General features: G+C 67.5%; 23 protein-coding genes and 4 pseudogenes. 17 read left to right on the top strand and 10 right to left on the bottom strand.

Features of this window, described 5'->3' with window-relative positions:
- Window positions 1-134: 134 nt before the first annotated feature.
- A complete protein-coding gene (locus tag ACFY29_RS26205) occupies window positions 135-548 on the bottom strand; it encodes an SRPBCC family protein (protein WP_386990394.1) in 414 nt (137 codons plus the stop codon).
- Between the two features lie 467 nt (window positions 549-1,015).
- Here ACFY29_RS26205 and ACFY29_RS26200 point away from each other — a divergent pair, with 467 nt between their 5' ends.
- Window positions 1,016-1,666, top strand: a complete 651-nt coding sequence (locus ACFY29_RS26200; protein ID WP_386990392.1) for a hypothetical protein — start codon at window positions 1,016-1,018, stop codon at window positions 1,664-1,666.
- Window positions 1,667-1,842: 176 nt separating this feature from the next.
- On the opposite strand, the gene ACFY29_RS26195 is transcribed toward ACFY29_RS26200, so the two are convergent.
- Together ACFY29_RS26195 and ACFY29_RS26190 are read right to left on the bottom strand one after the other, a co-directional pair.
- Window positions 1,843-2,367, bottom strand: a complete 525-nt coding sequence (locus ACFY29_RS26195) for a YfbM family protein (protein WP_386990817.1) — start codon at window positions 2,365-2,367, stop codon at window positions 1,843-1,845.
- 493 nt (window positions 2,368-2,860) lie between these two features.
- The gene (locus ACFY29_RS26190) at window positions 2,861-4,042 is read right to left on the bottom strand and encodes a hypothetical protein (RefSeq protein ID WP_386990390.1); all 1,182 of its coding nucleotides are present in this window, start codon (window positions 4,040-4,042) and stop codon (window positions 2,861-2,863) included.
- 91 nt (window positions 4,043-4,133) lie between these two features.
- Between ACFY29_RS26190 and ACFY29_RS26185 the strand changes: the two are divergent.
- From ACFY29_RS26185 to ACFY29_RS26175, 3 genes and pseudogenes are all read left to right on the top strand, one after another.
- Window positions 4,134-4,931 (top strand): annotated as a pseudogene (locus tag ACFY29_RS26185) (tyrosine-type recombinase/integrase); the annotation flags it as partial.
- Between the two features lie 335 nt (window positions 4,932-5,266).
- Window positions 5,267-5,989: a class I SAM-dependent methyltransferase gene (locus ACFY29_RS26180; protein ID WP_386990388.1), complete on the top strand. Its 723-nt coding sequence runs from the start codon at window positions 5,267-5,269 to the stop codon at window positions 5,987-5,989.
- A gap of 521 nt (window positions 5,990-6,510) precedes the next feature.
- Window positions 6,511-7,386: an alpha/beta fold hydrolase gene (locus ACFY29_RS26175; RefSeq protein ID WP_386990386.1), complete on the top strand. Its 876-nt coding sequence runs from the start codon at window positions 6,511-6,513 to the stop codon at window positions 7,384-7,386.
- Between the two features lie 75 nt (window positions 7,387-7,461).
- Here ACFY29_RS26175 and ACFY29_RS26170 read toward each other — a convergent pair whose 3' ends face one another.
- On the bottom strand, window positions 7,462-7,635 hold the full coding sequence (locus tag ACFY29_RS26170) for a DUF7003 family protein (RefSeq protein ID WP_386990385.1): 174 nt from the start codon (window positions 7,633-7,635) through the stop codon (window positions 7,462-7,464).
- Here ACFY29_RS26170 and ACFY29_RS26165 point away from each other — a divergent pair.
- The gene (locus ACFY29_RS26165) at window positions 7,592-7,948 is read left to right on the top strand and encodes a DUF3418 domain-containing protein (RefSeq protein ID WP_386990383.1); all 357 of its coding nucleotides are present in this window, start codon (window positions 7,592-7,594) and stop codon (window positions 7,946-7,948) included. The genes ACFY29_RS26170 and ACFY29_RS26165 overlap by 44 nt on opposite strands.
- A gap of 6 nt (window positions 7,949-7,954) precedes the next feature.
- Here ACFY29_RS26165 and ACFY29_RS26160 read toward each other — a convergent pair whose 3' ends face one another.
- Window positions 7,955-8,818 carry a DinB family protein gene (locus ACFY29_RS26160; RefSeq protein ID WP_386990815.1) on the bottom strand — a complete coding sequence of 288 codons (864 nt, stop codon included), beginning with the start codon at window positions 8,816-8,818 and terminating at the stop codon, window positions 7,955-7,957.
- Here ACFY29_RS26160 and ACFY29_RS26155 point away from each other — a divergent pair.
- Window positions 8,730-8,916, top strand: a pseudogene (locus ACFY29_RS26155) (ATP-binding protein); the annotation flags it as partial. The gene ACFY29_RS26160 and the pseudogene ACFY29_RS26155 sit on opposite strands and share 89 nt — an antisense overlap.
- A gap of 188 nt (window positions 8,917-9,104) precedes the next feature.
- Here ACFY29_RS26155 and ACFY29_RS26150 read toward each other — a convergent pair.
- Window positions 9,105-9,470 (bottom strand): VOC family protein, encoded by a 366-nt coding sequence (locus ACFY29_RS26150; protein ID WP_328414773.1) that lies wholly within the window; start codon window positions 9,468-9,470, stop codon window positions 9,105-9,107.
- A gap of 126 nt (window positions 9,471-9,596) precedes the next feature.
- Window positions 9,597-10,505: a hypothetical protein gene (locus ACFY29_RS26145; RefSeq protein WP_386990381.1), complete on the bottom strand. Its 909-nt coding sequence runs from the start codon at window positions 10,503-10,505 to the stop codon at window positions 9,597-9,599.
- A gap of 282 nt (window positions 10,506-10,787) precedes the next feature.
- Here ACFY29_RS26145 and ACFY29_RS26140 point away from each other — a divergent pair, with 282 nt between their 5' ends.
- Together ACFY29_RS26140 and ACFY29_RS26135 are read left to right on the top strand one after the other, a co-directional pair.
- Window positions 10,788-11,360 (top strand): hypothetical protein, encoded by a 573-nt coding sequence (locus ACFY29_RS26140; protein WP_386990379.1) that lies wholly within the window; start codon window positions 10,788-10,790, stop codon window positions 11,358-11,360.
- Window positions 11,353-12,195, top strand: coding sequence for a TRM11 family SAM-dependent methyltransferase (locus ACFY29_RS26135; RefSeq protein ID WP_386990377.1), 843 nt, complete (start codon window positions 11,353-11,355; stop codon window positions 12,193-12,195). Before ACFY29_RS26140 ends, ACFY29_RS26135 begins: the two co-directional genes overlap by 8 nt.
- Window positions 12,196-12,456: 261 nt before the next feature.
- Here the strand turns inward: ACFY29_RS26135 and ACFY29_RS26130 are convergent, their stop codons facing one another.
- A complete protein-coding gene (locus ACFY29_RS26130) occupies window positions 12,457-13,386 on the bottom strand; it encodes a cation diffusion facilitator family transporter (RefSeq protein ID WP_386990376.1) in 930 nt (309 codons plus the stop codon).
- 811 nt (window positions 13,387-14,197) lie between these two features.
- Between ACFY29_RS26130 and ACFY29_RS26125 the strand changes: the two genes are divergently transcribed.
- From ACFY29_RS26125 to ACFY29_RS26105, 5 genes are all read left to right on the top strand, one after another.
- On the top strand, window positions 14,198-14,758 hold the full coding sequence (locus ACFY29_RS26125; RefSeq protein WP_386990374.1) for a DUF4192 domain-containing protein: 561 nt from the start codon (window positions 14,198-14,200) through the stop codon (window positions 14,756-14,758).
- A 5-nt stretch (window positions 14,759-14,763) separates the two neighbouring features.
- A complete protein-coding gene (locus ACFY29_RS26120; RefSeq protein ID WP_386990372.1) occupies window positions 14,764-15,216 on the top strand; it encodes a hypothetical protein in 453 nt (150 codons plus the stop codon).
- A 254-nt stretch (window positions 15,217-15,470) separates the two neighbouring features.
- Window positions 15,471-15,749, top strand: coding sequence for a hypothetical protein (locus ACFY29_RS26115; protein ID WP_386990371.1), 279 nt, complete (start codon window positions 15,471-15,473; stop codon window positions 15,747-15,749).
- A gap of 295 nt (window positions 15,750-16,044) precedes the next feature.
- Window positions 16,045-16,704 (top strand): GGDEF domain-containing protein, encoded by a 660-nt coding sequence (locus ACFY29_RS26110; RefSeq protein ID WP_386990369.1) that lies wholly within the window; start codon window positions 16,045-16,047, stop codon window positions 16,702-16,704.
- Window positions 16,701-17,978 (top strand): hypothetical protein, encoded by a 1,278-nt coding sequence (locus ACFY29_RS26105; RefSeq protein WP_386990367.1) that lies wholly within the window; start codon window positions 16,701-16,703, stop codon window positions 17,976-17,978. Before ACFY29_RS26110 ends, ACFY29_RS26105 begins: the two co-directional genes overlap by 4 nt.
- A 144-nt stretch (window positions 17,979-18,122) precedes the next feature.
- Here ACFY29_RS26105 and ACFY29_RS26100 read toward each other — a convergent pair whose 3' ends face one another.
- The gene (locus ACFY29_RS26100) at window positions 18,123-18,620 is read right to left on the bottom strand and encodes a hypothetical protein (protein ID WP_355174471.1); all 498 of its coding nucleotides are present in this window, start codon (window positions 18,618-18,620) and stop codon (window positions 18,123-18,125) included.
- Window positions 18,621-18,710: 90 nt separating this feature from the next.
- On the opposite strand from ACFY29_RS26100, the gene ACFY29_RS26095 reads away from it, so the two are divergent.
- From ACFY29_RS26095 to ACFY29_RS26080, 4 genes and pseudogenes are all read left to right on the top strand, one after another.
- Window positions 18,711-18,941, top strand: coding sequence for a helix-turn-helix transcriptional regulator (locus ACFY29_RS26095; RefSeq protein ID WP_386990365.1), 231 nt, complete (start codon window positions 18,711-18,713; stop codon window positions 18,939-18,941).
- Window positions 18,942-19,209: 268 nt separating this feature from the next.
- Window positions 19,210-21,135 (top strand): hypothetical protein, encoded by a 1,926-nt coding sequence (locus ACFY29_RS26090; RefSeq protein ID WP_386990363.1) that lies wholly within the window; start codon window positions 19,210-19,212, stop codon window positions 21,133-21,135.
- Complete coding sequence (locus ACFY29_RS26085) at window positions 21,135-22,364, top strand: hypothetical protein (RefSeq protein ID WP_386990362.1); 1,230 nt, start codon at window positions 21,135-21,137, stop codon at window positions 22,362-22,364. The genes ACFY29_RS26090 and ACFY29_RS26085 overlap by 1 nt, the downstream gene beginning before the upstream one ends.
- Window positions 22,365-22,573: 209 nt before the next feature.
- Window positions 22,574-22,823 (top strand): annotated as a pseudogene (locus ACFY29_RS26080) (transposase); the annotation flags it as partial.
- Between the two features lie 61 nt (window positions 22,824-22,884).
- Here the strand turns inward: ACFY29_RS26080 and ACFY29_RS26075 are convergent.
- A pseudogene (locus tag ACFY29_RS26075) lies at window positions 22,885-23,601 on the bottom strand (IS6 family transposase).
- Window positions 23,602-23,715 lie beyond the last annotated feature (114 nt).

The raw sequence follows: 23,715 nt of genomic DNA, 5'->3' as shown, positions 1-23,715 counted from the left end.
TCCCTTGCACCTGAGCTGGCCCGCCAAGCCCTGAGACGCAATGAGCCCGAGATCACGTGCGCGGATCTGCCGCGATCAGGGCACCCGGCTCACCGGTCGCTGAACGACCGGATCTGCCGAGAAGAGTGCGCCGCCTATCGTTTGGCTTCGTTGGACTCGAGGACTTCCTTCATCTCCTCGATTCCTCGCTCGACCCGGCCCCGCACCGCATCGATCATGGCATGTGGGAGGACATCGGTCAGCCAGACTAGCCGGCTGTGATCGCCGTCGTCGAATACTTGGAACGCCGCGTGGTGGTAGGTCAACGGCAAACGTTGCCCCTCCATCACCGTGTACGCCATCCGGCGGATGGTGTGGTCGGTCGCGAGAATGAGCTCGCGGACCCGCGACCCGTCCGGCATGGTCAGGATGCGGACGTCACCCTCGATCTGGGCATCAGCCACCCGGCCGGGCAACAGTCGCCGGTGTACCGCACCAACATCCGCGACGGCCTCCCACACCCGCTGCGCCGGGATGTCGATGGTGACTTCGACACAGACCGTGGCCATGACTCGATACTTCCCATCGATGCACGGAGGCGATGCTGGCCGGCGCAGCCTACCGGCCCCGCTCACCCAATCGCCGGAAGGACTGAGGCGTGGATTCTGCCATCCGCCGACCGCGCGTGGTAGCCAGCGGCGAGCCGTCACGCTCGGTAGCGGCTCACTTGGCGAGCCGACACCCTGAACTGCTGATGAGAGTGCGCTGAAAATTCGGCAATCATTCGCGGCGGTCTCATTTCCCCTGCGCAGCCCTTTGAATCATCGTTGTCCAGCAAGGACGTAGCGGCGCAAGGGTCAGCCGTCGAGGCCCGATGGTGCGTCCTCCAATTGGACCTTGTGCTGTGGCCTGGCCTCGTGCGCGGCGAAGCCCTTGCCGTGGCCTGCGATCGCCGTGTTGACAGGTCCAGCACCATGGCCTCATGGTTCGAGGATCAGACCTCGGGTGGTGGGGCAAGCACCCCTACGTCTACATGATGTTCACGACCACCGCCGCGGTGGCGTGCTGGACGACCGTGCTCGTGGCCGCGTTCGCGGTCCCGGAGGCGGCCATCGGCTTCGTGTCGTGCGGTGCGCTGTTCGGCGTACTCATGACGATCGCCGCTGTGTACGCCTGGCACTGGCTGCTCAGAGGCCGGCATCGCGACCGTCGTGCGAACGACAGGATGCGGTGGAACTGGGACATGGCGTTGCTGAGGGCCAGTTCGGTGTTCCTCTGGCTGTTCTTCCTCGGGCTGCTGGCGGGGACCGCGGTCAGTTTCTACGACGGGTGGCGGTTCGACCAGTATGGTGTGACGGCGGAGGCGGTCGTGACGAAGGTCGATGGTAGCTTCGTCACGGTCGCTGTCGCGGCGCGGGATGGCGATCGGTTGGGCGTGTTGGAGACCGTTAGGGGCGATCCACAGCTGGCCGCCGGTGACCGGATTCAGATCGTCTACGACCCTGAACCCGGTGCCAGCGACGTCATCTTCGCCGATGGTTGGCCCTACGGGCAAGTGATCCCGCTGGCGATCGGTACGGTGGTCGCGGGCGCGTTCGTGCTGGTGCCGTCCGCGCGTCGACGGCTCACCGATTCCGCGCTCAAGCACTGGCGATCGTCGAATGGCCGTATTCGCCCGCCGCACTGATCTGCCGCGAGCGGTGCGGGCGGGATGAGAAGTTCCATCACCGTTTGTAGGGTTCTGCCGCGGGTTCCGATCGCTCTGCGGCTTCCCGCACCAGCCGGTACATGACGCCCCTTCGGCGTAGCTGTACGTGAACGCGGTCCTACCACTCGGGGTGCCCTGGCGGGCTGAGCCGCCGCTCAGTCAAGCCAGCAGATCACCGCGTCGCCATCCTTGGCGGCTGCAGCGAAGAAGCTTCGGACGCCTGGCAGATAGTGTGCCACCCACGCCAGCTCGCCGGGTCTTTCCCAGGTTCCGGGGTAGATCTCGGCCCGGTTCAACTCCAGCGGGTCGACGCCGCAGAGGAGGTCGTCTTCGGTGAGCGCGGCCAGCCGCGAGGCCGCAGCCTCTACCTGGACCGGTGTCAGATAGGAGGGCGGCCCGTAGCCCCAGTCGTCTTCGAGGTTCTCCAGGAAATCGAACATCTCCTCGCTGTCGGGTTCGACGTCTGGCAGTTCCACGAATCCCTCCGCTCCTAGGACCAGCGGAATCTCGAGGCCAAGCCGGTCGAGTAGGAAATCGAGTCCGTTCCATGCCTTGTCGGTGGCGGTCCAGCGTTCGGAGTTGTCGTCCCGTTCCGTCATGGCGAGTTCGTAGGCCCAGCCGAGGTCGGTCCTGGCCTGCTCCAGTTCGTCCGGGGAAACGCGCAGCCAGTTGCCGTTCATGCTCACGGCGCCAGCCTAAATTCCGGCTACGACAGTTCCCCCAACGGCGGGCGAGGATCTCCGGCAACCCGGCGGCGCACTTTTCTGCCGCAGGCCGCGCGTCACATCGTGTTACGGCACGCGACAGTGGTCTGCTGCGGTGCACCGGACGACCTGGATACCGGCGGTCGTGCTGATCACGAGTGCCACGAATGCGGCGACCAGTAGCAGAGTGTTCTCAGCCCGGACGGTGCGCATGTATTCGCCCCCGTTCGCGGGGCGGCGGCCGTCAGCGGATCAAGCTCCGGCCACGTCGTCGCCGGTAAGGTTCGCCATCGCGATCGTGCTGCGGCCGTCTGGGCGCAGCATGGAGCCACAACACACCAGGCGGCGGGGCTGGCAACGGTCCACGCAGATTTTCCGCTGGCTCAGGACGGTGCAGGCGACCGGCGGCCAGAGGGACGCCCAGGTGGCGGCAGCTCGGCCGCGGAATCCGGCACCAGGCACGGATGCACTATCCGTCCACGGGATGCATCAGCGCCCCGGGTGCCGGCGGTGCCACCTCGGCGTCGATGGTCAGGACCAGCCTCCGCGTCGCCGGATCCTCCCCGACGCGAACCGCCGCGATCGGTACGTCGGCGCCACCGTCCACGAGTCGCGCCGGTTCCCCGTCTCGGATCTCGCCGTCGAGGCGGCCCAGCAGGTGCACACCCGCACCGTCCGCCAAGGCCTCAGCCACCTCGAACCGCCATCGCGGCACCGTGCGGCCCGCCGCGCGCGGCCGGTACTCCCGGCTACCCGATCGACTGCGAAAGAACCGGCCACCGAACGCGAGATCGACCTCCCGCAGCTCGTTCAGCGACGTGTCCTGCATGTGCCGCAGCGCGTGCCGGGCCCGACACATCCGTACGCCGTGCCGGATCTCCCACATCCCCGGAGCCCACCTCTCCGGATCCACGAGATCGCTGACGAGCGTGTCGACGTCGCCGGTCGCGCCCACGGACCGCAAGGCCTCCGCAACGACCGTACGGGCATCCGCCGGCACCACTCCGTCGCCCATGAACGGCAATGCCAACAAGAGCCGCTGCTCGCGGGTCAGCACCGGATCGGGCATGTCGGCCAGCGCGTGCAGTTCTTCCCAGCACAATGCGGGACCGTAGAACTCGCCCAACCCGGCGATCCGGACAGCCGACCCGCCCAGATCCGAGGTGACCAGCACGTCGAGCCCGCCATCGCCGGGCATGTTGCGATTGACGATGCGCAACCAGCGCCACCACCGCTGAGTCGCCGGCGTCAGCCGCACCGACAACACCGGCCACCGCGCCCCATCCAGAAGCGTCCGCTCCATGTCAGAGCGTTCGGACTCGGGTACGTCGAACGCCGCCGACGTGTCGTACACCTCGCCGCCCATGTAGGTCAGGTACACCGGCCAGAACCCGGGCCGTTCCAGTAAGACATTCCCGTCGACAAGCCGGGCACCGTCCGGCAGCTCGTACCCGGGAATCGTCAGCGCCAGCTCAGACATGGCCGCCATCCTGGCAGAAGCGACCCCGCAGCGCGTGGCCCCTACGGATTTGCCGGCGGCCAGGGACTCGCCTCCCGTTCCCGAAGCGGTCGACGTTGGCCAGCACGATCGGCACCGGACGACCCGACGCTTGGCGCCCGACGCTGACATCGCAACGTCGAGGTCACGCACTGCGGAACGAGTAGCCACAACGTCGGCGGCGCACGGATCTGCCGCTCCGGGCGTGCTGGCGTTCATCGCCGCTGGGGACGCACGGTGATGTATGGCTGTCTTTCCTGCTCCCGCTTCCGGTGGCGTACCTGCCGATCAGGTCCTTTTTCGCGCCGCGGTGTCCGCCTTTCTGGGCCGCTACCGTGGCCAGACTCGCGTCCATACCGAGTCCGACCTGCGAGTCTTCCTACGCTGGTGCGCCGACCAGGACCTCGACCCGCTGGCTGCGGCACGGGTGGACATCGAGCGGTACGTGCGCTGGCTGCAGGACGTACGCCGGCACCAGCCCTCGACGGTCTCGCGGCGCCTGTCCGTCGTGGTCGGGATCTATCGGGTCTGCGTCATCGACGCCGTCCTGGAGCACTCGCCGGCCGACTACGTCCGCCGGCCCACGGTGCCGGCCGAGGTGCCGACCCTCGGGCTGGGTCACCTGCAGTTCGAGGCCCTGATCACCACCGCCCGGCTGTCGACCAACCCGAACGACTTCGCCCTGGTCGCGCTTCTGGGCCTGCTCGGCCTGCGGATCTTCGAAGCCTGCGGGGCCAGCATCGCCGACCTGGGCGAGGAGCACGGCCACCGGGTACTGCGCGTGCGCGGCAAGGGTGGCAAGGTCGTGCTCGTCCCGCTGCCACCTGCAGTGGCCCGAGCCATCGACCGGGCCGTCGACGACCGCACCGGCGGGCCGATCCTGCGCAACACCCTCGGCGTGCGGATGGACCGGCACGCCGCCACCCGCCGGCTCAAGCACCTGGCCCAGGCAGCAGGGCTTCGGATGCCGAAGATGCATCCCTACATGCTGCGCCACACGTTCGTGACAACCATGCTCGACGCCGGCGTCAGCCTGCGCGACGTGCAGATCGCCGCCCGCCACGCCGACCCGCGAACCACCATGCGCTACGACCGGGCCCACAAGAACCTCGACCGGCATCCAACTACATCCTGGCCGCGTACATGGCCTCCGGGACATGACCAGCGCTCGCGGCTTTGCCGAACTGCCGCTGGTCGGACGCGTTCAGCCGTGCGACGACGTTGGGGTGAGTGTTCTCGCGCTGGTGGTCAGACGTCGGCGACGGGGCGACGGATCCGGGCGTGGAGTGCGCGTTTCCTCGATGTCTTGATTCCGGCCGACGCTGCCCGGGCTTCGCCCAGCCGGCAGGGCCGCCGTCCGGCAGGTACCCTCGGCCGGTGTTCTCGCCTCAAGGCCCGTCTCTGCGTGAACTGTGCATACAGGCGCTGTCCTCGGTCCAGCGGGGCTACGACCTCCTGGCTCCGAAGTTCGACCACACGCCCTTTCGCACCCCGGAGAGCATTCTCGGCGCGACCGCCCACGTGCTGTCCGAACTCGGACCGTTCAGCCAGGGACTGGACGTGTGCTGCGGTACTGGTGCGGGCATGCAGGTTCTCAGGCACCTGTGCCAAGGACGGATCACGGGCGTCGACTTCAGCGCGGGCATGCTCGCGCAGGCGCGCAGCGCATACCCGGACGCCACGTGGGTGCAGGCCGACGCCCGGGCCCTGCCTTTCGCTGAGAACTTCGACCTCGCGGTCACCTTCGGAGCGCTCGGGCACTTCCTGCCCACCGAACGGACTGCACTCTTCGAGGGGGTGTACCGCGCACTGCGGCCCGGCGGGCTCTTCACCTTCGCGATCGGCGCGCCGCCGCCCCTCACCTCGGTATCGCACTGGGCCACGCTCGGATTCGACCTGGTCATGCGGGTCCGCAATGCCGTGTGGCGCCCCCCATTCGTCATGTACTACCGCAGCAGCCCGCTGCCCGCAGTCCTCGACGAACTGACGGCGGCTGGCTTCACCGCGACGGCCGTCGCCTTGACCGGCCTGGGCCGGCACCGGGACAGCAGCCCACGGTACCGGCTCATCCTCGCGCGTAAGCCGGCAGACCATCACTGATGCCCGGTCGCGCATCGAGTGGTTCGCCCGCCCAAGCGACGGGCCAGTCACCGGAGGCGACGACGCCGGATTCTCGACCATAAGGAGATGCTGCTAGGGACGACCGGCCAGGTGAGCATTCCGGCCGGAACGCACAGGCCTTGGCCAGTGGTACGGGCATGGCTGGTCTCGTCGGCTCCGGCCCGGGCTACGCGCGGGGCCCGACCCTTGCTGTCCGCGCGCCTCTGGACAGCCAAACAGAAAGGTCAACCGCAGCCATCTGCCGCAGGCAAGGCGCGGCAGTGCTGGCGCGTCCGTCACTATCGGTAGCCGTCGACCATGGCGCGTCCAGGCGCGAGAACGCCCGGTCGTGCGGATGAGAGTGTGGCTATCCGTTCAGCCCGGCCCCGCCGCGTCGCTTCCGGGGCATCGCGTTGCCCAGCCAGTCAGGTACGCCCCTGGGATACACCGGCGCTTGGGAGGTGTACGAGCCCCGGGGTTGGGTAGCCCACGGACCGCGTGTGTCATCAGAGGGAGTGGCAATGGGCGGCGAGCGGATTCCGCGTTCCTTCACGGAGCAGACGGCGCAGGTCGGCGACGTCACGATCAACTATGTTCGGGGCGGTCGGGGCAGGCCACTGGTCCTGCTGCACGGCTATCCCCAGACGTGGTACATGTGGCGCAAGGTTCTGCCGGAGCTTGCCAAGCACTACACGGTCATCGCGCCTGACCTTCGGGGAGCCGGCGGCAGCGACGCCCCGGCAGGAGGCTACGACAAGAAGACCCTCGCCGGCGACGTGTACGGCCTGCTCACCCAACTCGGCCTCGATGACGACGTCAGCATCGTCGGACACGACATTGGGACCATGGTCGCGTACGCGTATGCCGCCGCTCACCGCGATCACGTGCGCAAGCTCGTGCTCACGGAAGCGCCTATCCCTGACCAGAGCCTGTACCAGGCCCCGTCACTGACCCCGAAGGGACCGGGTTTCTGGAACTTCGGCTTCTTCAGCCTCCCAAACGGCCTGCCGGAACAGATCGTGGACGGTCGCGAGGCCCTCTGGGTGGATCGGTTCACCGATTCGATGGAAGTCCAGAAGACCGGCATCGGCGATGACGATGTCCGCGAGTACGCCCGGTACCTGCAAGACGACGCTCACCTGCGGGCCAGCTTCGACTACTTCCGAGCACTGCCCCGAGATGTCGCCGACAACGCTGAGTACGGCAAGACGAAGCTGACCATGCCGGTTCTCGCACTCGGCGCCCGAGCCAGCCTCGGGGAAGCGGTACCTACCCAGGTCGCGCAGTACGCCACGACGGTAACTGGTGGCGTCATCGAGGACTCTGGCCACTGGATCTTCGAGGAACAGCCGGCCGAACTCACCGCGCAGCTCATGCAATTTCTCCAACAGACCTGAGCCGAACCAAGCCCCGCCCGACAAGAGGCGCGTGGCGCATCCGCTTCTGCCGCTGTCGGTGCGCGATCGGCCGGGCTACAGGTTCCCGGACTCTGGCCAGTTGGACCAGTGAGTGTTGGGCGGCATGTCTGGTGCGTACCGTCTCACATCTCCTGTCGTCAGCACGTCGGCGAGCTGGCGGAAGGTCATTGACTGACTGGGAACTGTGGCCAGGAGAAGGTCTGGGTGGTGCCACCGATCCAGCCGCATAAGTGTCGGGTTGATTGGCCCCACCTGGAGGCTTGACAGGAGCGCTACCCGGTCTACCTCAGGGCGTCGTCGAGCGGCGCCGCGAGCTGGACACGACCATCGCCGCCGATCCCGCACTGATGGACCGCATCGCCGACCTCCAGGCGGCGCACCTCCAACAGCTCGCCGCGCTCCCGACGGCCGCCCGCCCGGCCAGCACCTCGGTCAGGCCCGCCGGATGCTCGAGAAGTACCGCGTCCAGCTCTGGGCCCAGCAGCTCGGCACCGCGCAGACGGTCAGCGACGCCCGCATCCGCAAGATGCTGAGTCCGTAGCCGGCCCTACTCAGCGTCCTGTGCCTCGATCAGGTCGAGGTCGCGGACGCAGAAGCCGTGGTGCTCGAAGGTCTCGTTGAGCACCGTGCCGAGGCACTGCCGCACCAAGCGGCCCCGGGCGTACGGCGGCCAGACATCGTCGTCGGGCACCGGCGCTCGCGCTGTGAGCTGCACAGCAGTGACCTCGTCGAGCCAGGCCTCGAGCTCGGCGGCCTGTGCGTCACGCACGCTCACGATCTCGTCGAAGGCCGGATCGAGCGAGAGGTCAAGCCCGTGCGCTCCACGGTAGGGCTCGACGGTCGTCCCGATGCCCATCGGCGTGAACAGCTCCGTCGAGCCCAGGCAGCAGCGGCGGAACCACGAGTCGTGGACGAAGACCAGGTGGCGCATCGTCTGCACCGCCGACCACTCGTCGTTCACGCTGCGGCGCTCGATGCCGGGCGTACGGCGGATGCGCTCGATCGTGGCGGCCCAGCCGGCATGGAGCTGACGCGATGCCTCGCGCAGATCGGCAGGGTCCTCGGAGCGGATCAGCACCCGCACCGGATGACGCCGGTCGAGCTCTGCCTCGACGTACTCGGTGACCTCTACACCGTTCACCACGAGGTTGGTGATGAGCCCGTCGATCACGGCATCCTGCATGACGACGCCGATCAGGCGTGCCCCGGTCAGATCGCACTCGCGGAACTCCGCACCGTGAAGATCCTCGTCAACATACCGCGTCATGCTCCGCATACTAGGTCCGAGCACCGACAAGCCAGCCTCCCCGGCTTGATTTGGCCTCTTCCAGGTCCTGACCGAGCGCGAAGAACGCAACAGCGTCGCGATCGCCTCCAACGAATCCTTCTCCGGATGGACCAAGACCTTCACCGACCCGCGCTTGTGCGCGGGCCATCGTCGACCGGCTCACCTACGGCGGCAACATCATCGAGATCGGCACACACTCCTACCGCCTCGCCCAGACCCGCTCCCGCCACGAGGCCCAGCAAGCCCATCCTTCGATCCGCATATCCGCCGTGGTGACCTTCGGCTCGTCCGAAGGTGTCAGCACGGGTGGCTTCGGCCCCCTAGACGGGGACGTCCACACATGCCGATGAGCGCGAACATCACGCCGAGCCGTCCAGGGCTTGTTGCAATTGAGGATTGCCCGTCCGGATCAGTTCATGCAGAGGCAGAAGGGGTGACCTGCCGGGTCGAGGAAGACCCGGAAAGACGTACCGGGTTGGTGCGGGTGTTTGGTTGCGCCGAGATCGAGCACTGCCGCCTCGGCGGCATCGAGGTCGTCAACGATCACATCGAGGTGCATCTGCTGGGGCAGGTCCTGGGTTGGCCACGTCGGCGGCGTGTACCCATCTACCTGCTGGAACGAGATGCACTGACCGTACTCCGCGCGGGCCTCAGCCCAGTCGGAGGAGACGTCGACCTTCCAATCCAACATCGCGCCGTAGAACCTTGCGAGCGCACCAGGATCGGGACAGTCGATGACGATGCTGGGGAAGCGAGCGATGGCCACGCCGGCCATGGTACGGGCGGTTGCGGACGATCCACCTCCGGATTGCCTCAGTGACGTGCCGCGCTGTTGGCCGTCGAACGTCCTCTCACTCATGCCGCGATCCGCGCGCTTGCCATGGCGGAGCGGGGATCAGGTCTAGCCGGCTGGAGTGGTCGGCTTGGTAGCGAGAGCAGCGCCCGAGAGGTGTAATGGTCGCGTCGAAAGTGGATCTCGATCTGTCACGGCGTTACCTGTATGTACTCGGCCTGTTGCCGAGCGGGTGGTGTTGTCGGGCCCCCATGGCGACTTCGCAGCGGCCGGACGGGGGATCGGGCCGGACAGGCCGCCCTGCGTGACGGCGGCGGCCACGACGCGTTCGGCGCGGCGGCGGCGCATCCGCAGGACTGGCGCGGTCACGCCCTTCTGGGCAGCCAGGTGCTCGATCAGCGCGTCGCCGAACCGGGTGGCGCTGATCAGCTCAGCGGCCTCGGCCGTGATCAGGCCGGCGGCGGCTGCCCGGCCGAGCAGCAGGTCCGGGTGCCCGTAGGGCATCCTTGGTGAGCGCGACCCGGTGGACAGGTCCAGCGGCAGTTCCTCGCCGTCGTCGGCCTTGACGACCGCGGCTCCGGCGCGCCAGGCCGCCCAGCACAGCCGCAGCCATAGCCGGGGTGGGGCGAGATCCGCTCTACGCAGAGATTGCAGAAATCCGGCCAGGACTTCGGAGTCGATGTCGTCGGCGTGCCGCGCGTAGCCGCGGCTGATCTTCGCCGCGAGGTGCGTCAACGCGGGCAACGCCACGCCGATCGCGCCGACAACCCAGGCCGGTCCCCATTCGCGGGCGTGGTGGGCCAGCTGCCGCCACAGCTCGTCGGTGGTGTCGCTGCCGTAGTGCCCGAGCATGAGCAGCTTGCGCAGCTCGTCCAGCGGCATCGTGGTGTCCGGCAGGCCCGGCACCGGCCGGGCGTCGAACACCAGCGGCGCCGGTTCGCAGGTCAGCAGCTCGAAAGCCTTCTCGGCGGTGGTCAGCGCCGTGTTGGCCGTTCTCATGTGGGTGGTCGTTGCCATGGTGATGTTCCCCCTTGACGGGAGCGCCTCGCCCAGCGCGAAGGCTCCGAGACCTCCGATTGGGACAGCCCGGCCTGACACCACGAGCGTCTGTCAGACCCGGATAGGTCGTGACCGGTCGTGTCAGGTTCGCCACTGTGCTCACCACCGCCGACCCGCTGACGTGGCTGTCAGACCGGCCCGGATGACCGGTGCTGTCAGGTCAGGGGCGGGTTCGATCGGCCTGTCAGCGGCGTACTGGGAATCGTCAGTACGCCCGCCGGTCCGGGGGCCACCGTGCCCATGACCGACAGAAACCATCACCGCGCGCCGGTCCCCGTGGGGGACGTGGTGCCCGGCGACCCGCCCGTGCCGATCACCGTCTGGCCGGTCCCCGCCCCGCACGAGGGGGAGACCATGTCCAACGCGATGGGCGTGCGGCTGGTCCACAACCTCACCCACCCGTCCGACCTCATCATCGACCTGGCCGAAGGACCACAGCTGGCCCGCGCAGTCATCGCGGCACACCGCCGCAGTCACCTGCAGACGGCGCGCCCGGTCGGCTGGGGCCGCGAGTCGGCGACGCTGATCGTCACCGGCTGGCCGGTAGACGACGCCTCACCGGTCGACTTCTTCCTCCGCTGCCGCGCCCACCTCGCGCCGGGCGGCTGCGTGGCGGTGTTGCTGGCGCACGGCGACGTCGCCCTGCCGGTCGACGTCGTCATCGCCGCCAAGCGGGCCGGGCTGGCGTACCTGCAGCACATCGTGGCGGCCGACCGGCCGCCGCGGCGTGGCCAGCAGGCGCAGCTGGCGATCCACACCGACGTGCTGATCCTGACCCGCAGCGCGATAAAGAGCGGAAGCGCCAATGGCTGAGAGCCTGCCGATCACCTCGGTGTGGCTGACGTGCCAGATACCCGCCCGTGACCAGCGGCGAGGCCGCTACGTCCGGGAGACCTCCAGTCATCCGGCCAAGATGTTGCCGCACCTGGCCGCGCACGCGATCAGCGCGTACACGGCGCCGGGCGATGTGGTGTTCGACCCGATGTGCGGGTGCGGCACCACGTTGGTGGAAGCCATGCACCTCGGCCGGCAGGGCATCGGTGTCGACATCGAGCCCCGCTACACCGCCCTCGCCGAGGCCAACCTCACCCTCGCCACGTCGCAGGGCGCCCCCGGCGCGGCGACGGTGCTCACCGGGGACGCCACCGGCTTGCTCGACCTGGTGCCCGCGTCGGCGGTTGGCCAGGTGAGCCTCGTGCTCACGTCACCGCCGTACGGGCGCGGGACGCACGGCCTCGTGCAGACGACGAGGACCGGGGTACGCAAGCGGGACCACCTGTATGCCGACCGGGAACGAGGCAACCTCGCCTATACGGGGTGGTCCCGCCTGCTCGACGGGTTCGCCTCCATCCTGTCCGCCAGCTACCAACTGCTGCGTCCCGGCGGAACCGTGGTGATCACCTCCCGACCGGTACGCCGCCAACGCGATGACCTGATCGACCTGCCTGGCCAGCTGCTCGCCGTCGCGCAGTCAGCCGGGCTGACCCCGGTGGAGCGGACGGTGGCGATGCTCGCCGCCGTCCGCGACGGGCAGGTCGTGCACCGGGCCAGCATGTTCGGGATGATGGCCGTCCGCCGCAGCCGCGACGACGGCATCCCCGTGCACCTGGTGGCGCACGAGGACGTGCTGGTCCTTCGCCGCCGTTGAGAGCCTTGCCGAGTTCATCAGTTCTGAACTTGGCAAGGCGGACGCCGGGAAACGTGACCAACCGTGCGGTCGTGGTCCATGGTGGCCCGGTCAAAGGAGGGCAAGGGCCGGGGCTCAAGCCACCGTCTCCCGCCTTATGCCTGGTCCATCGCGGACGATGGCCCAAATGGCGGGCGGGCCATCCGGCCGGTCCCGCTCCACCGGTCGCCAGCTGCAGCGCGCAGAACGCCGACTGCCCAGCCGTCATCAACTGCGCGCGGGTTAGGAGCCGGTGCCCGTCGGGTTGAGGAAGACGAACCGGATCGCCGGGTTACGGGCGGTGAGCCGTCGTCTGGCCTCGTCGGCCACGTCCTCGATGTCGGCGGCCCTGACTTGGTCGGAAAAGTCGATCTTCGCGACAACGAGAATGTCGTCGGGACCGAGTTGCAGGGTCAGCAGCTCCACGATGCCTTGCACGTTTGGCAGGGCGGCCAATTCCTGGCGAATTTCGTCTTGAACTGGCTCCCTTGCTGACCGGCCGACGAGCAGGGCGAGGTTGTTGCGGGCCAGGATGGTGGCCACCACGAGGAGCAGTACACCGATGGCGACCGATGCGATGCCGTCCCAAACCGGGTCACCGGTGAGCTCGGCGAGCCCCAGGCCTGCACCCGCTATCCCGAGGCCGATCAGGGCGGCGCTGTCCTCCAGGAATATCGCCTTGATGGCGGTGTTGGGCGTGCGCCGCAGGACCCTGGCCGGGCTGATGCCCCAGCGTTTGGCCCGGCGCCGTACCTGCCGCACCGTCCGCATCAGGGACACCGACTCCAGGACGAAGGAGACGACCAGCACCGCGTACGAGACGAGGTAATCTCCGGTCTCCTTGGCCGATGCGATGACGTGCACGCCGTGGGTGATGGAGAAGCCGGCGCCGCTCACGAAGGTGAAGACCGCGGCGAGGAGGGCCCAGATGTAGCTCTCCCGACCGTAGCCGAAGGGACGCCCGGGGTCGGCCCGGCGGCGGCCACGACGCAGCGCCACGAACAGCAGCACCTCGGTCGTGGTGTCGGCGAACGAATGCGCGGCTTCCGACAGCATGGCCGCCGAGCCCGAGAGTAGACCCGCAACCACCTTGGCTGCGGCGACAGCGACGTTGACGGAACCGGCCACGATCACCGTGCGGACGCTCTGCGACTGCTCGTCCGATTCGGTCATGAGGCCAGGCTATGGGCCGGGTGTCGGCGGGGCGGACAAAACCGACAGGCGCAGGCGGTGCCGTGGACCACCAGCCGCCGGCTGAGCTTCGCCCACGACCGCACCCTCCGCAGCTGATCGCGGTGACCGACAACGTGAATCAGGTTAGGGGCGACCAGGATCGGTCGACATGGCAGCGCCGCTGTCGTCCTACCGATGCACCAGAATGATGTGGACCGCCGTGAAATACAGCTGGGGCCTGCCCCTGCAGTCGTCCGAGAAGACCGCCTGCAGGGCATGCTCAACACTTGGAGCTCCTGAACAAGCGATCGTCACCGCCGCGCCGCGCCTTCCGCCTGCCAGCAGAGGCGTGGCCGGGGAGCAATTCCAGACGTGATGGTGCTGTCCACCCACCGTGCCGTTGGCCGTCGGAATTTCTGCCCTGCCGGGCCGGATCCGCGCGGATCTGCATCCCGTTCGGAAGTCGAGGGCGAACGGGATGGTAGCGGCCAGGGAATCGCGGGGTGTCAGGTTCTGCCAGGAGGCCGAACCTGACAGCCCGGCCAACGGTGCTCCCCGCACGGCTAACTTGAGGGTTCTCCTACTTTCCAAATGCCTCTGATCCGACGCCTCCCGCGACGGCATCGCGCCCACCAGTCACGGTCGGCCGCCGCCGCCAGCCTCGGATCTGGCACGCACAGAGCCCACGCCCCTCGCCCACGCGACCGGGGCGCGGCACCCCCATCCCTTCAGGCGGCCACCAACCGGTGGCCGCCTTCTTGCTGTCCTGTGGAGGACAACATGCTTCGTCCCACCTGGCGCTTGAGAGACGGTGAGCCTCAAGCCGACCTTCACTACGCCACCCCACTCAGCATCCGCCCCAGCACCTCCGCGGCCGTCGGCAGACACGCCGCAGCGCGCCCAGCCCACGACGTGGCCACGGATCGGCTGGCTTCGCGCGCCGGGTTGGTCGCGGGCACGCCCTCGGCTACTGCCGGCAGTCGGGCGGTGCAGCGATGACCGACGGGACGACGAGGTGGCCTGGCTGACCGTGCCGCTGACGCACAGGCCGGTGCGGGACCTCGCCGTTGACAGTCAACCGCACGAACAGCACGTCACCTTCTGGGCCGAGGTCACGCGCCGCGCCGACGAGCCGCTCGTGCCGGCGCCAGCGACCGTGCTCGCGCTCACCGCGTGGCGCTGCGGTGACGGCGTCCTGGCCGTCATGGCCGCCGAGCGTGCCCTGCAGGTCGACCCCGACTACCAGCTCGCCGGCCTGCTCGTGCAGGCCCTGCACGCCGGTCTGCCGCCCTCCGTCGTCGAGCAGGCGATCACCGGCGCCCACCACAGCCCGTCGACCCGGAACCCGAACACCCCCTCACAACAGGAGTAACCACGGTGGATCCCATTCGAAGCATCCTGCTGTCTCTCGCCCGCACCGCCGAAGAAGCCCGACTGCGCTGGCACTCCGAACGCGCCGCCCTGCGCGCCCGTAGGGAAACACCCACCCGCACCGAGGCATTCGCCTACGACGTCCAGGCCAACCTGTGCCTGATCACCGCGATCACCGCCGCCGACCTTCCGGTGAACTTCCGCCTCTACGACACCACCCTGTCCCGAGACCCGCTCACGGCAGCCGCACAGCTTCGCCAGGTCACCTCCGCCTACGACCACAGTGGGCCGATCGAGGCCGTACACGAGGCTGCGCGGCTGTCCTACAAGGCGGCGTTCGCCGAGCCGCTCACCGCGCAGGAACAGCACTACGTCGACCTGCTCGTCGACCTGCCCGCCGCGCGACGCGACAAGATCATCGAAGTGGCAGAGGAACGCGCCCGCCACCTGCCGGCATGAGCATCGGCGCACCTGCCGCCGACACCCCCACTCGCCCTCCTACCAGGGGCGCATCAGCACGCCGTGCTCCCTCCCGGCAGTGGGCGGACCAGACCCCGCCGGCGACTTACAGCGTGGGCCACGGGTGGGGGAGTGAGCCACGACGACGCAACGTCCCGCCCGGCAAAACCATCCAGGCCAGCGGCCGCTGCTGCACGACCTGCCTCGGGCGCCTGACGTGCCGGGCAGGGGCAGCAACCCCAGGAAAGGAACACATGAGCCTGTACACCCTCACACCCAAACCCGGGTCCGAGCGGTACACCATCCAGGTCGGCTGGAATCCCCACCGCACGTACTTCGCCACCGTCGTCGACTTCACCTGGGACCCGGTCACCGAACCCCACCACGAACCCGACACCATCCACCTCGGCCGGATCGAGACGATTCTCGACCCGGCCGAGGTGCTTTTGGCCGTCGCACCCTACGCCGAGATACCAGCCGACCTACCCGCCAGACTTCGCGCCGATCAGGCCGCGCACCCGGTGCGCCGCTGACACCAACTCCCGGTCGGCGGACGTCGCATCGCGCGCCAACGGCGGCAACCAACTCGCCGGCACGCCGCTACGAGCGCTGCTGACTGAATCGCCCCGATGACGCCTCCTCGGGGGGTCGTCGTCATCACCGATGCCGTGAGCCCGAGCGGCACGAACCCGTAGCCCGGCCCGCCAAAGGCGGGCCGTCGTCGTATCCGGACCCGGGACGCGCCCGCCTGGAAACGATCGCGTCCCGGGTTCTCCACTGAAGGAGAACCCAGTGTCCCTATCACTGATCATGATCGCCACCGCGGTGGTGGCGTTCGCCCTGGGCAGGCTCACCGCCTGGCTGACGATCCACGGCCTCCGCACCCAACTCGCCGACGCCACCTCGTCGACGCTCCACGACCCGCTCACCGGCATGCTCAACCGCGCCGGCCTGCAGGCCGCGCACGCGACCCTCGCCAAAACCGCTCCCGCACGACCCATGATCGTCGCCCTGATCGACCTTGACGACTTCAAACGCGTCAACGACACCCATGGCCACGGCCGGGGAGACGACCTCCTCATCGAAGTCGGCGACCGGATCACCGACATCGCCGCTGTTCACGGAGGCGCCGCGGCGCGGCTCGCCGGCGACGAATACGCCGCGCTATTGCCGGCCGGCACCGACGACCTGGACCGCATCGCCGACACCGTCGCCACGATCATCTCCCAGCCCATCGCGCTTCCCGCAGAGGGCAGCCCCGCGACGGTCACCATCACCGCCAGCGTGGGCCTGGCGCTCGTCGGCACCAGCGCCCCCTTCACTGAGGTGGCCCTGCACCGCGCCGACATCGCCATGTACCACGCCAAGCGACAGGGCCGGAACCGCCACGCCATCTACCAGCCGGGCATGACCATGCCGCCGGCACAGCACCGTCGCGGACCTCGCCTGCGCGACCGCCGCCAACCGTCCGACGGGGCCACGGCATGACCGCCCCACACGAAGAGATGGCCTGCCAGACCTGCCTCTCCCCGCTGAACACCCTCGGTGTGCCACCCACCTACATACACCCGACCCACCTCGCCACCGACGGACACAAACCAGCGCCCGTCCCGGTCAGCCAGCTTGACACCGTGCGTCGAAGCTGCGACTTCTGCGGCGACCCGCACCCGATCTGGGCCCTGCACGGCGGCGAGGTGACCGCCATTACCATCGGCCCTACCGCAGGGCTGGTCCAAGACTTCGGCCACTCCTGGGCGGCATGCGCGGCCTGCCAGGTCCACATCGACGAGGGTCGCAACGACAAGGTCATCGACCGCGCGGTACGGGCACTCGGCCTCGCCAACCATCCACAGGCACGACAACGAATCGAGGAACTGCACCTAGCGTTCCTCAACGCCCGACTCCCCGGCCGAACACTCATCACGACGACCGCCTGGCCGGCAACCACCATCACCGCCGGAGAGCTGCCCAAGGTCCGTGACCGGCTCACCCGCTTCTACCGAAGCACCGACAACCTGCCCGCCACGCTCGGAATCACCAACCCACGGGACCAGATCGCGTCCGGCCTGGACCGATCACACCTGTACTGGATCGACAACGACTTCACCGACCTGGCCGAACACGCCGCAGCGCAGCTGCCCGACGTACGCATCAGCCGCGACCTCATCCCCTCGGCCGACGGCATGCTCATCTGGCCCCGGCCCGTGACACACCGGCAGCTCACCGCCGCATCCTGGACCGACACCATCCACGGCCGGCAAATAGTCCTCTACCGCACCATCGGCGCCGGACTGCACGGCAAACCGCTGCAACGGCTACGCGAACAGGTCGGCTGGCTCGCACCGATGAGCGCAGCCCACCTCCCCGAACAGCACCTGATACCCGGTGACCATCCGGCGGCAGCGCTGGTCGCGACGTGGCTGCTGATCGCACAGCAAACCGCAGAAGTCACCACGACAGGAGTCGACAAAACCGTCGCCAAGACCTACGCCCGCACCAACCGGCCCGTACCCGAGCTGCGCATCGTGCGCATCCGCGGCCGCCGCGCCATCCCAGCGCCGGACGGGGAACCAACGCCAGACAGCCAAGGGCGCTCCCAGACCAGTCGGTTCTGGGTCTCCGGCCACTGGCGCAACCAAGCCCACGGCCCCGGCCGGTTGCTGCGCCGCCCTGTCTACATCCACCCCTTCCTCAGGGGCCCCGACGATGCGCCGATCCGGTTGAGCACCACCGTACGCATACTCAGCAGCCACCAACCCTAGCCCCAAGATCATAAGTAGATAGCGACGTCGGCGGTGGCCCAGTTCTGCCTGTTCCACCGCCGGCATCGGAAACTTGATCACCGTTGGGAGGGCGCCGGGGCCTGTGGATCTAAAGGTGTTTCCGGCCTGACCTGCCGGGCGTTCCTAGTGGGACAGTCGGACGAACCGGTTGTACCAGTTTGGTTTCCAGGTCTGCCCGTCGTCGAACGAGAACGCTTGATTCCACTTCGGAGTCTCGGTCGTCGTGTCCGACCACTCGAACCGCACCTTGACCGGGGTACCGTTGACGACGTCGTCGCAGTAGAACCGGCCCACGCCGTCCTCCTCGAATCGGCCGACGACCGGTGGTTCGAGCGTGCCCGGGTAGCGGCTGGATGTCCACCAGATCCGCCAGACCTTTTCCTGCGGGTCGAACAGGCGCAGGGTCATCCCCTCGTAGGGCTGACCGTCGGGCGGCATCGACTCGACCAACATCCGGTCGGTGTTGCCCAGCCCGTATAGTCGTATGTCGCCGGTGGACACCGAGTCGAACTCGACCCACTCGTCGCACTCCGGGTCGAGCGCGTTGACCAGCTTGCGGTTGCGCATCTGCCACACGCCGGGCACGAAGTCGAAATCGTGCCTGCCGTCGTCGTCGGACATGGGTTCCTCCCGGGTCGTCGTGTGTCACGAGTAAGAATGCGGGGCTACCCCTGACATCTCCTGTCAGGGGTATCGGGTGACAATCGAGGAGTGCGTGCGAGCCGCCTACTGTCCGCCCTGCTGCTGTTGCAGACCCGGGGCCGAATGAGCGCGCGGGCGCTAGCGGAGGAACTGGACGTCTCGGTCCGCACCGTGTACGGGGACATGAGCGCGCTCAGTGCGGCCGGCGTGCCGCTCTACGCCGAGGACGGCCCGGACGGCGGATACCAACTGGTGGCCGGCTTCCGGACCCGGCACCTACCCGATCAGACCGCCCGGTGAATGCTCCGGACGATCCCCGCGCCGGATGTCGGAATGGCTGACAGCGGAACAGGATCGGTTGTCGGATCACGGTCAACAATCGCGACTCAGATCGCGCTGCGTGGGATTATCACGAGGTGATCGAGACCATCATGTAGCAGCCTCGGGTGGGGCATGTTGGGACTGAATGCCTTGCCGGGGGGTGGATTCGATACCCCTGCCATGGCGTCTCAGCCTAGCGGCCTGAGCGGTGGCCCGAGGAGCGCCTGCTGACGAAGGAGCGCGTGCGGTGGCAGAGGACGTGGTCATCAAGCCCTACAAGGCCGAGCGGCTGTGCGAGCCCTCGCTGGATGTCGCACAACTCACGTTCAAGACGGTGAACATCACCGAGAGCGTCTATACACGCGCGCTGATCCATCTGCAGAACGCCTCCCTGCCGTCCGGGATTCTGAGTGAACCTCGGCGCAGCCCGAGCGACGCTGCCCCGCGCTGGCAGCCCACCGCCGGCGTTATGTTTCTCAACAGGCCGTTGGACCCCATGACAATCCCGGATATCCCGGCGGGTCCGATAGTGGACCCGCTGCCTCCGCCCAATCCGAACCCCACGCCTGAGGAGCCGGAACCGCAGCCGGTGCTCGTGCCGTACGAGCTGTACGTGATGCTGAGGTACCGCCAAGACTGGACGCCCTGTGGGTACGGCATCGGCGAGTTGCTGTACACCACGTCGCTGATGCCCGACGAAGAGCTCGTGCTCGAGGTCAAGACCTGGGAGACCTCGCGCGTTCAGCAAGACTCGGAGGACGCCACAGATCAACGCAACGTCAGCGACATCAAGAGCACCGCGTCGAGCGCGTCGGAAGCGGCGACCGAGGACCAGACCAAGACGCACGAATCTGTCGACGCCAAGGCGAGTTACAGCGGTTTCGGGTTCAGTGCCTCCGCCGAGGTCTCTTGGTCGGAGGATGTCACGGAACTTCAGAAGAACATCGAGAAACGCGCGCAGGAACGGGCGCAGCAGACCACGAACGAGTACCGCTCGAGTCACAAGGTCCGCATCGCCACCTCCCGCGACTCCGGATCGGAGTCGAAGACGACGCGCAGGATCAAGAACATCAATCAGGCGCACACCCTGAACGTCAACTACTACGAGGTGCTGCGCGAGTTCGATGTGGAGATCACGCCGTACGAAGCCACCCTCACCGTGCTCGGTGCCGAGCCGAACCTGAGCGAGTGGACGGGTTACCACACCTGGTACAACCAGCCTCAGCCCATCTCGCTCGGCCAGCTGATCCGCGCCAGCCAGTCCGCCGCGTGGGTGGCGCAGTTCATCGACGTTTACGGCGTGAGCCCGATCAAGGTGCTGCGACAGCGCTGGAGCGCACCGCTGTACGACGCCGCCCTGGTACAGCTGGAATGGTGGGGCGACGACGGCATCGAGATTCAACCGCAGGATCGCGAGGACTTCCAGCGGACCGTGCTCCGTTACGTTCGGCCGACGCCGGGCTGGGTGGAACCGGACGAGAAGGGGGCGCTCCGCTGGGGGTACGAGGTGGTAGAAGGCAAGGAGCATGATCTGCTCGCCTTCCTCTACGAGTTCCTGCCGTACAGTCCCCAGCAACTCCTGGCACGTGCCAGATCCAACATGAGCACGGTCGCCGCGGTCCGGGCGATGACTGGGCGCTTCGCCCGGGCGGTGGTCCCGAACTTCGAGCAGCTGGCGGCGCCGCGGATAGCACACGTCTCGCTGGAGACGCCCGAACTCGAGCTCGCGGACACCCGGACCGTCCTGGTTCGGGGCCCGTTCCACGGCGCCGACATCACCGATGCCGAGCGCTGGCGGCAGCAGGCGGAGGCCTGGATCCAGGAGCACGTCGTGGGCGAGCTCATCAGGCTGCGTGCGAACCTGGGGGCGCCGACCAAGCAGTGGAAGAGTGTTTTGCCCACACAGGGCGTGTACGCGGACCTCGCGCTGGGCCTCTGCTCCGGCGCCGAGGACTACATCGAGATCAACCGCCAATTCGACCTGGAACTGAAGCGCCTTGAGATCCAGCGCCTGCAGCTCGAGGTTGAGAAGCTTCACCTGGAAAACGGGGCGCTGCAGGCTGGCAAGCCGCAGGTCCTCGTGCAGACCGATGCGGAAACCACCTCTGTCAAGCTCGACCTGTCGCTGGCCGAGACGCCGTCGAAGGTCGAGATCAAGAAACCCGGCAACTGATGACCGACCTCAAGGAGTACCTCGCGAAGCGATTCGTCCCGAAGCAGTACGGCGACGCGGAGCTCACCGAGCTCACGTGTCGGGTGCAGATCGGCACCCCGATGGAGCACATTCTCGGCGAGCTCAAGGTCGTGGAATACGTGTTTCCCGAGGACCACGTCAAGCGTGGCGACGTGACGAAGCCGGGAGCCGGTAGCCGGCGAACGCCAGATAGGACATATATCCCGGCCTCGCTTGAGGACAAAGCGGACGATGTGCGTGCAGTTTACGAGTTCTACGAGACGCTCTGCGCAGAGGAGTTCAATCGAATCCCTGATGTTTTCAGGCCGGCATGGGACGAGAAGGGCGGCTTGACGTATTACCGGTCCCAGCGACCCTTGTTGTTCGCGGGCGGCGTGTCGGACGTACCGGAATTTCTGCGGAAGCAAATCAAGCCGAATGTCACCTTCCTGGACGGCGTGCAAGTGCATGGCGGCGCCAAGAAAGAACTTATCGATGCCTTGGACGGAGCCAGGAAGTGGCTGGAGGGCCAGCCCGGAGGGCAGTGGCTGAAGCGTTTGGCCGTCGAATCGATCCCGGAGCGGGGCAGAGGCAAACGCCGTGCCATCGGTGGCTGGGATCCTAGGTCGATCATCGGCAGCGCCGGCCGTCCCACCTCCATGGGCCCGCACCACGTCGGTCTTGCCGTGGATATCAATGCTTCGACGAACCCGCACCTGAAAGGTGACGCCGCCAAGACGATCGATGCTGTCGTCGACCACCTCGCCAGCAAGGGAAAGTTTTCCGGAGACCACCGGCTGTCGAAACCGTTCATCGACTTCACACTGATCGACCGAAACCCCGACCAGGCGGTCGAGCGCGCGATCGAGATGTGGCTGAAGCTCGTGTCTATATCCGGCGCGTTCCAAGGGTTCCTCAAGGAGTGCTTCGACAAGAAGAAGAACAAGCAACCGCTCGATCCCGACATGCAGAAGCTCTTCGACCGTTGCTTGAAGACGTTCGGTGGCCAGCAGAAGCTCGAGAGGCTTGCCGCCCAGGGCGTCTACGATCTGAACCTGGTCTTGGTCGTCGCGCTGGTCAAGAACGGCATGCGCTACGGCGGCGAGTTCGGGGAGTCTAAGGACCAGCACCATCTTCAGGTGCGGAACTGGCCCTTCAAACCACCGCCCTGCGTGGAGCAATGGAACAAGAAGAAGGCCTCGGGCGTCCCTGGCGGCAAGCGGAAGTAGGGGGATTCGCCACCATGCCGAAGAGCGGCGCTGCGCTACGCAGTGTCATGTCCATTGATGACCACGAGGCGGCTGGTTCTGGTCCCGGCACCGGTCTCATGCCGCAGATCGCTCACTTCCTGCCGCGGGCGGACGCCCCTGGGGACTGCCCCCGGTTCGGTTGACTCCTGACCTGTGAGGATGCGTTCCTCGCTGGGAGGATGTCTGCCATGCCGAAAGCGTTCCCGCCGGAGTTCCGCCGTGACGTGGTCGCGGTCGCCCGTAAGGGTGGGGCGCCGCTGTCGCAGATCGCGAAGGGCTTCGGGATCTCCGAGTCGTGTCTGCACCGCTGGTTGAAGATCGCCGACGTCGACGACGGGATCCGCCCGGGCACGACCAGTAGTGAGTCCGTCGAGCTGCGGGAGCTGCGGAAGCGGAAACAAGTTGTTGGAGCAGGAGAATGAGATCCTGCGTCGGGCGGCGGCGGGTGCTGTTGCGTTGCCGGATCGATGAACGCGTTGTACCCGGATGGGGCCGAGGTTCAGATCGCCTGGGCGAGCTCAGCGAACGCCGTCGACACCCGCATTGCCGGTGGGGTGTCGACGGCGAGTTCGTAGTGTCCGCGTCGGAGGTTCTGCATGAACGCGTGGCCGGCGATGATCACCTGTGCTGTCTTGTCGGTTCGTAGGCCGCGCATCGGTCTCAACCGCTGTTTGAGCTGGCTGTGATCAGCCTCGATCGGGTTGTTGGCGTACTGCTCGACGTGGTGTCATGCCTGCGGGACTAGCTCGTCGAGGACTCTGGGGTAGACCGGCGCGGCGTCGGTGACGACTTCGCTCGGTGTCACCTTCAGCATTGACAGCGCCCGGCGGATGAACCGCCTGGCCGCCTTGGCGTCCCTGCGGGCGGAGACGAGCACGTCGATGACCTGCCCGTACTGGTCGACCGCTCGGTACACGTACCGCCACACACCGTTGACCTTCACGTAAGTCTGGTCCACGAACCACCGGTCACCCGGCGAGTGGCGGCAGAATCGGGCGGCACCGGCGAGCAGCGGCGTGAACCGCTGCACCCACCGGAACACGGTGACGTGGTCGACCTCAACACCGCGCTCAACGAGAAGCTCCTCTACGTCCCGGTAGGAGAGGTTGTAACGCAGGTACCAGCGGATCGCGACGACGATCACCTCCGGCGGGAACCGGAACCCAGCGAACGCTGACTTCGGCGGCGACCAGGAACGACGACGCGATAGCTTCACCGGTCAAGCCTGCCTCGCCCCCTGTCCGCAGGCAACGCAACAGCCCCCCGGCGTGGTCGCGGAACTCGAGGGACCCCTCGACGGCGAACACCCTGAGCCATTTTCATCGTGATC

It is taken from the genome of Micromonospora sp. NPDC000668, assembly GCF_042897975.1.
Lineage (GTDB): Bacteria > Actinomycetota > Actinomycetes > Mycobacteriales > Micromonosporaceae > Micromonospora.
Note: the sequence above shows the minus strand (reverse complement) of the source record. Positions and strands in the feature narration are given on the sequence as shown.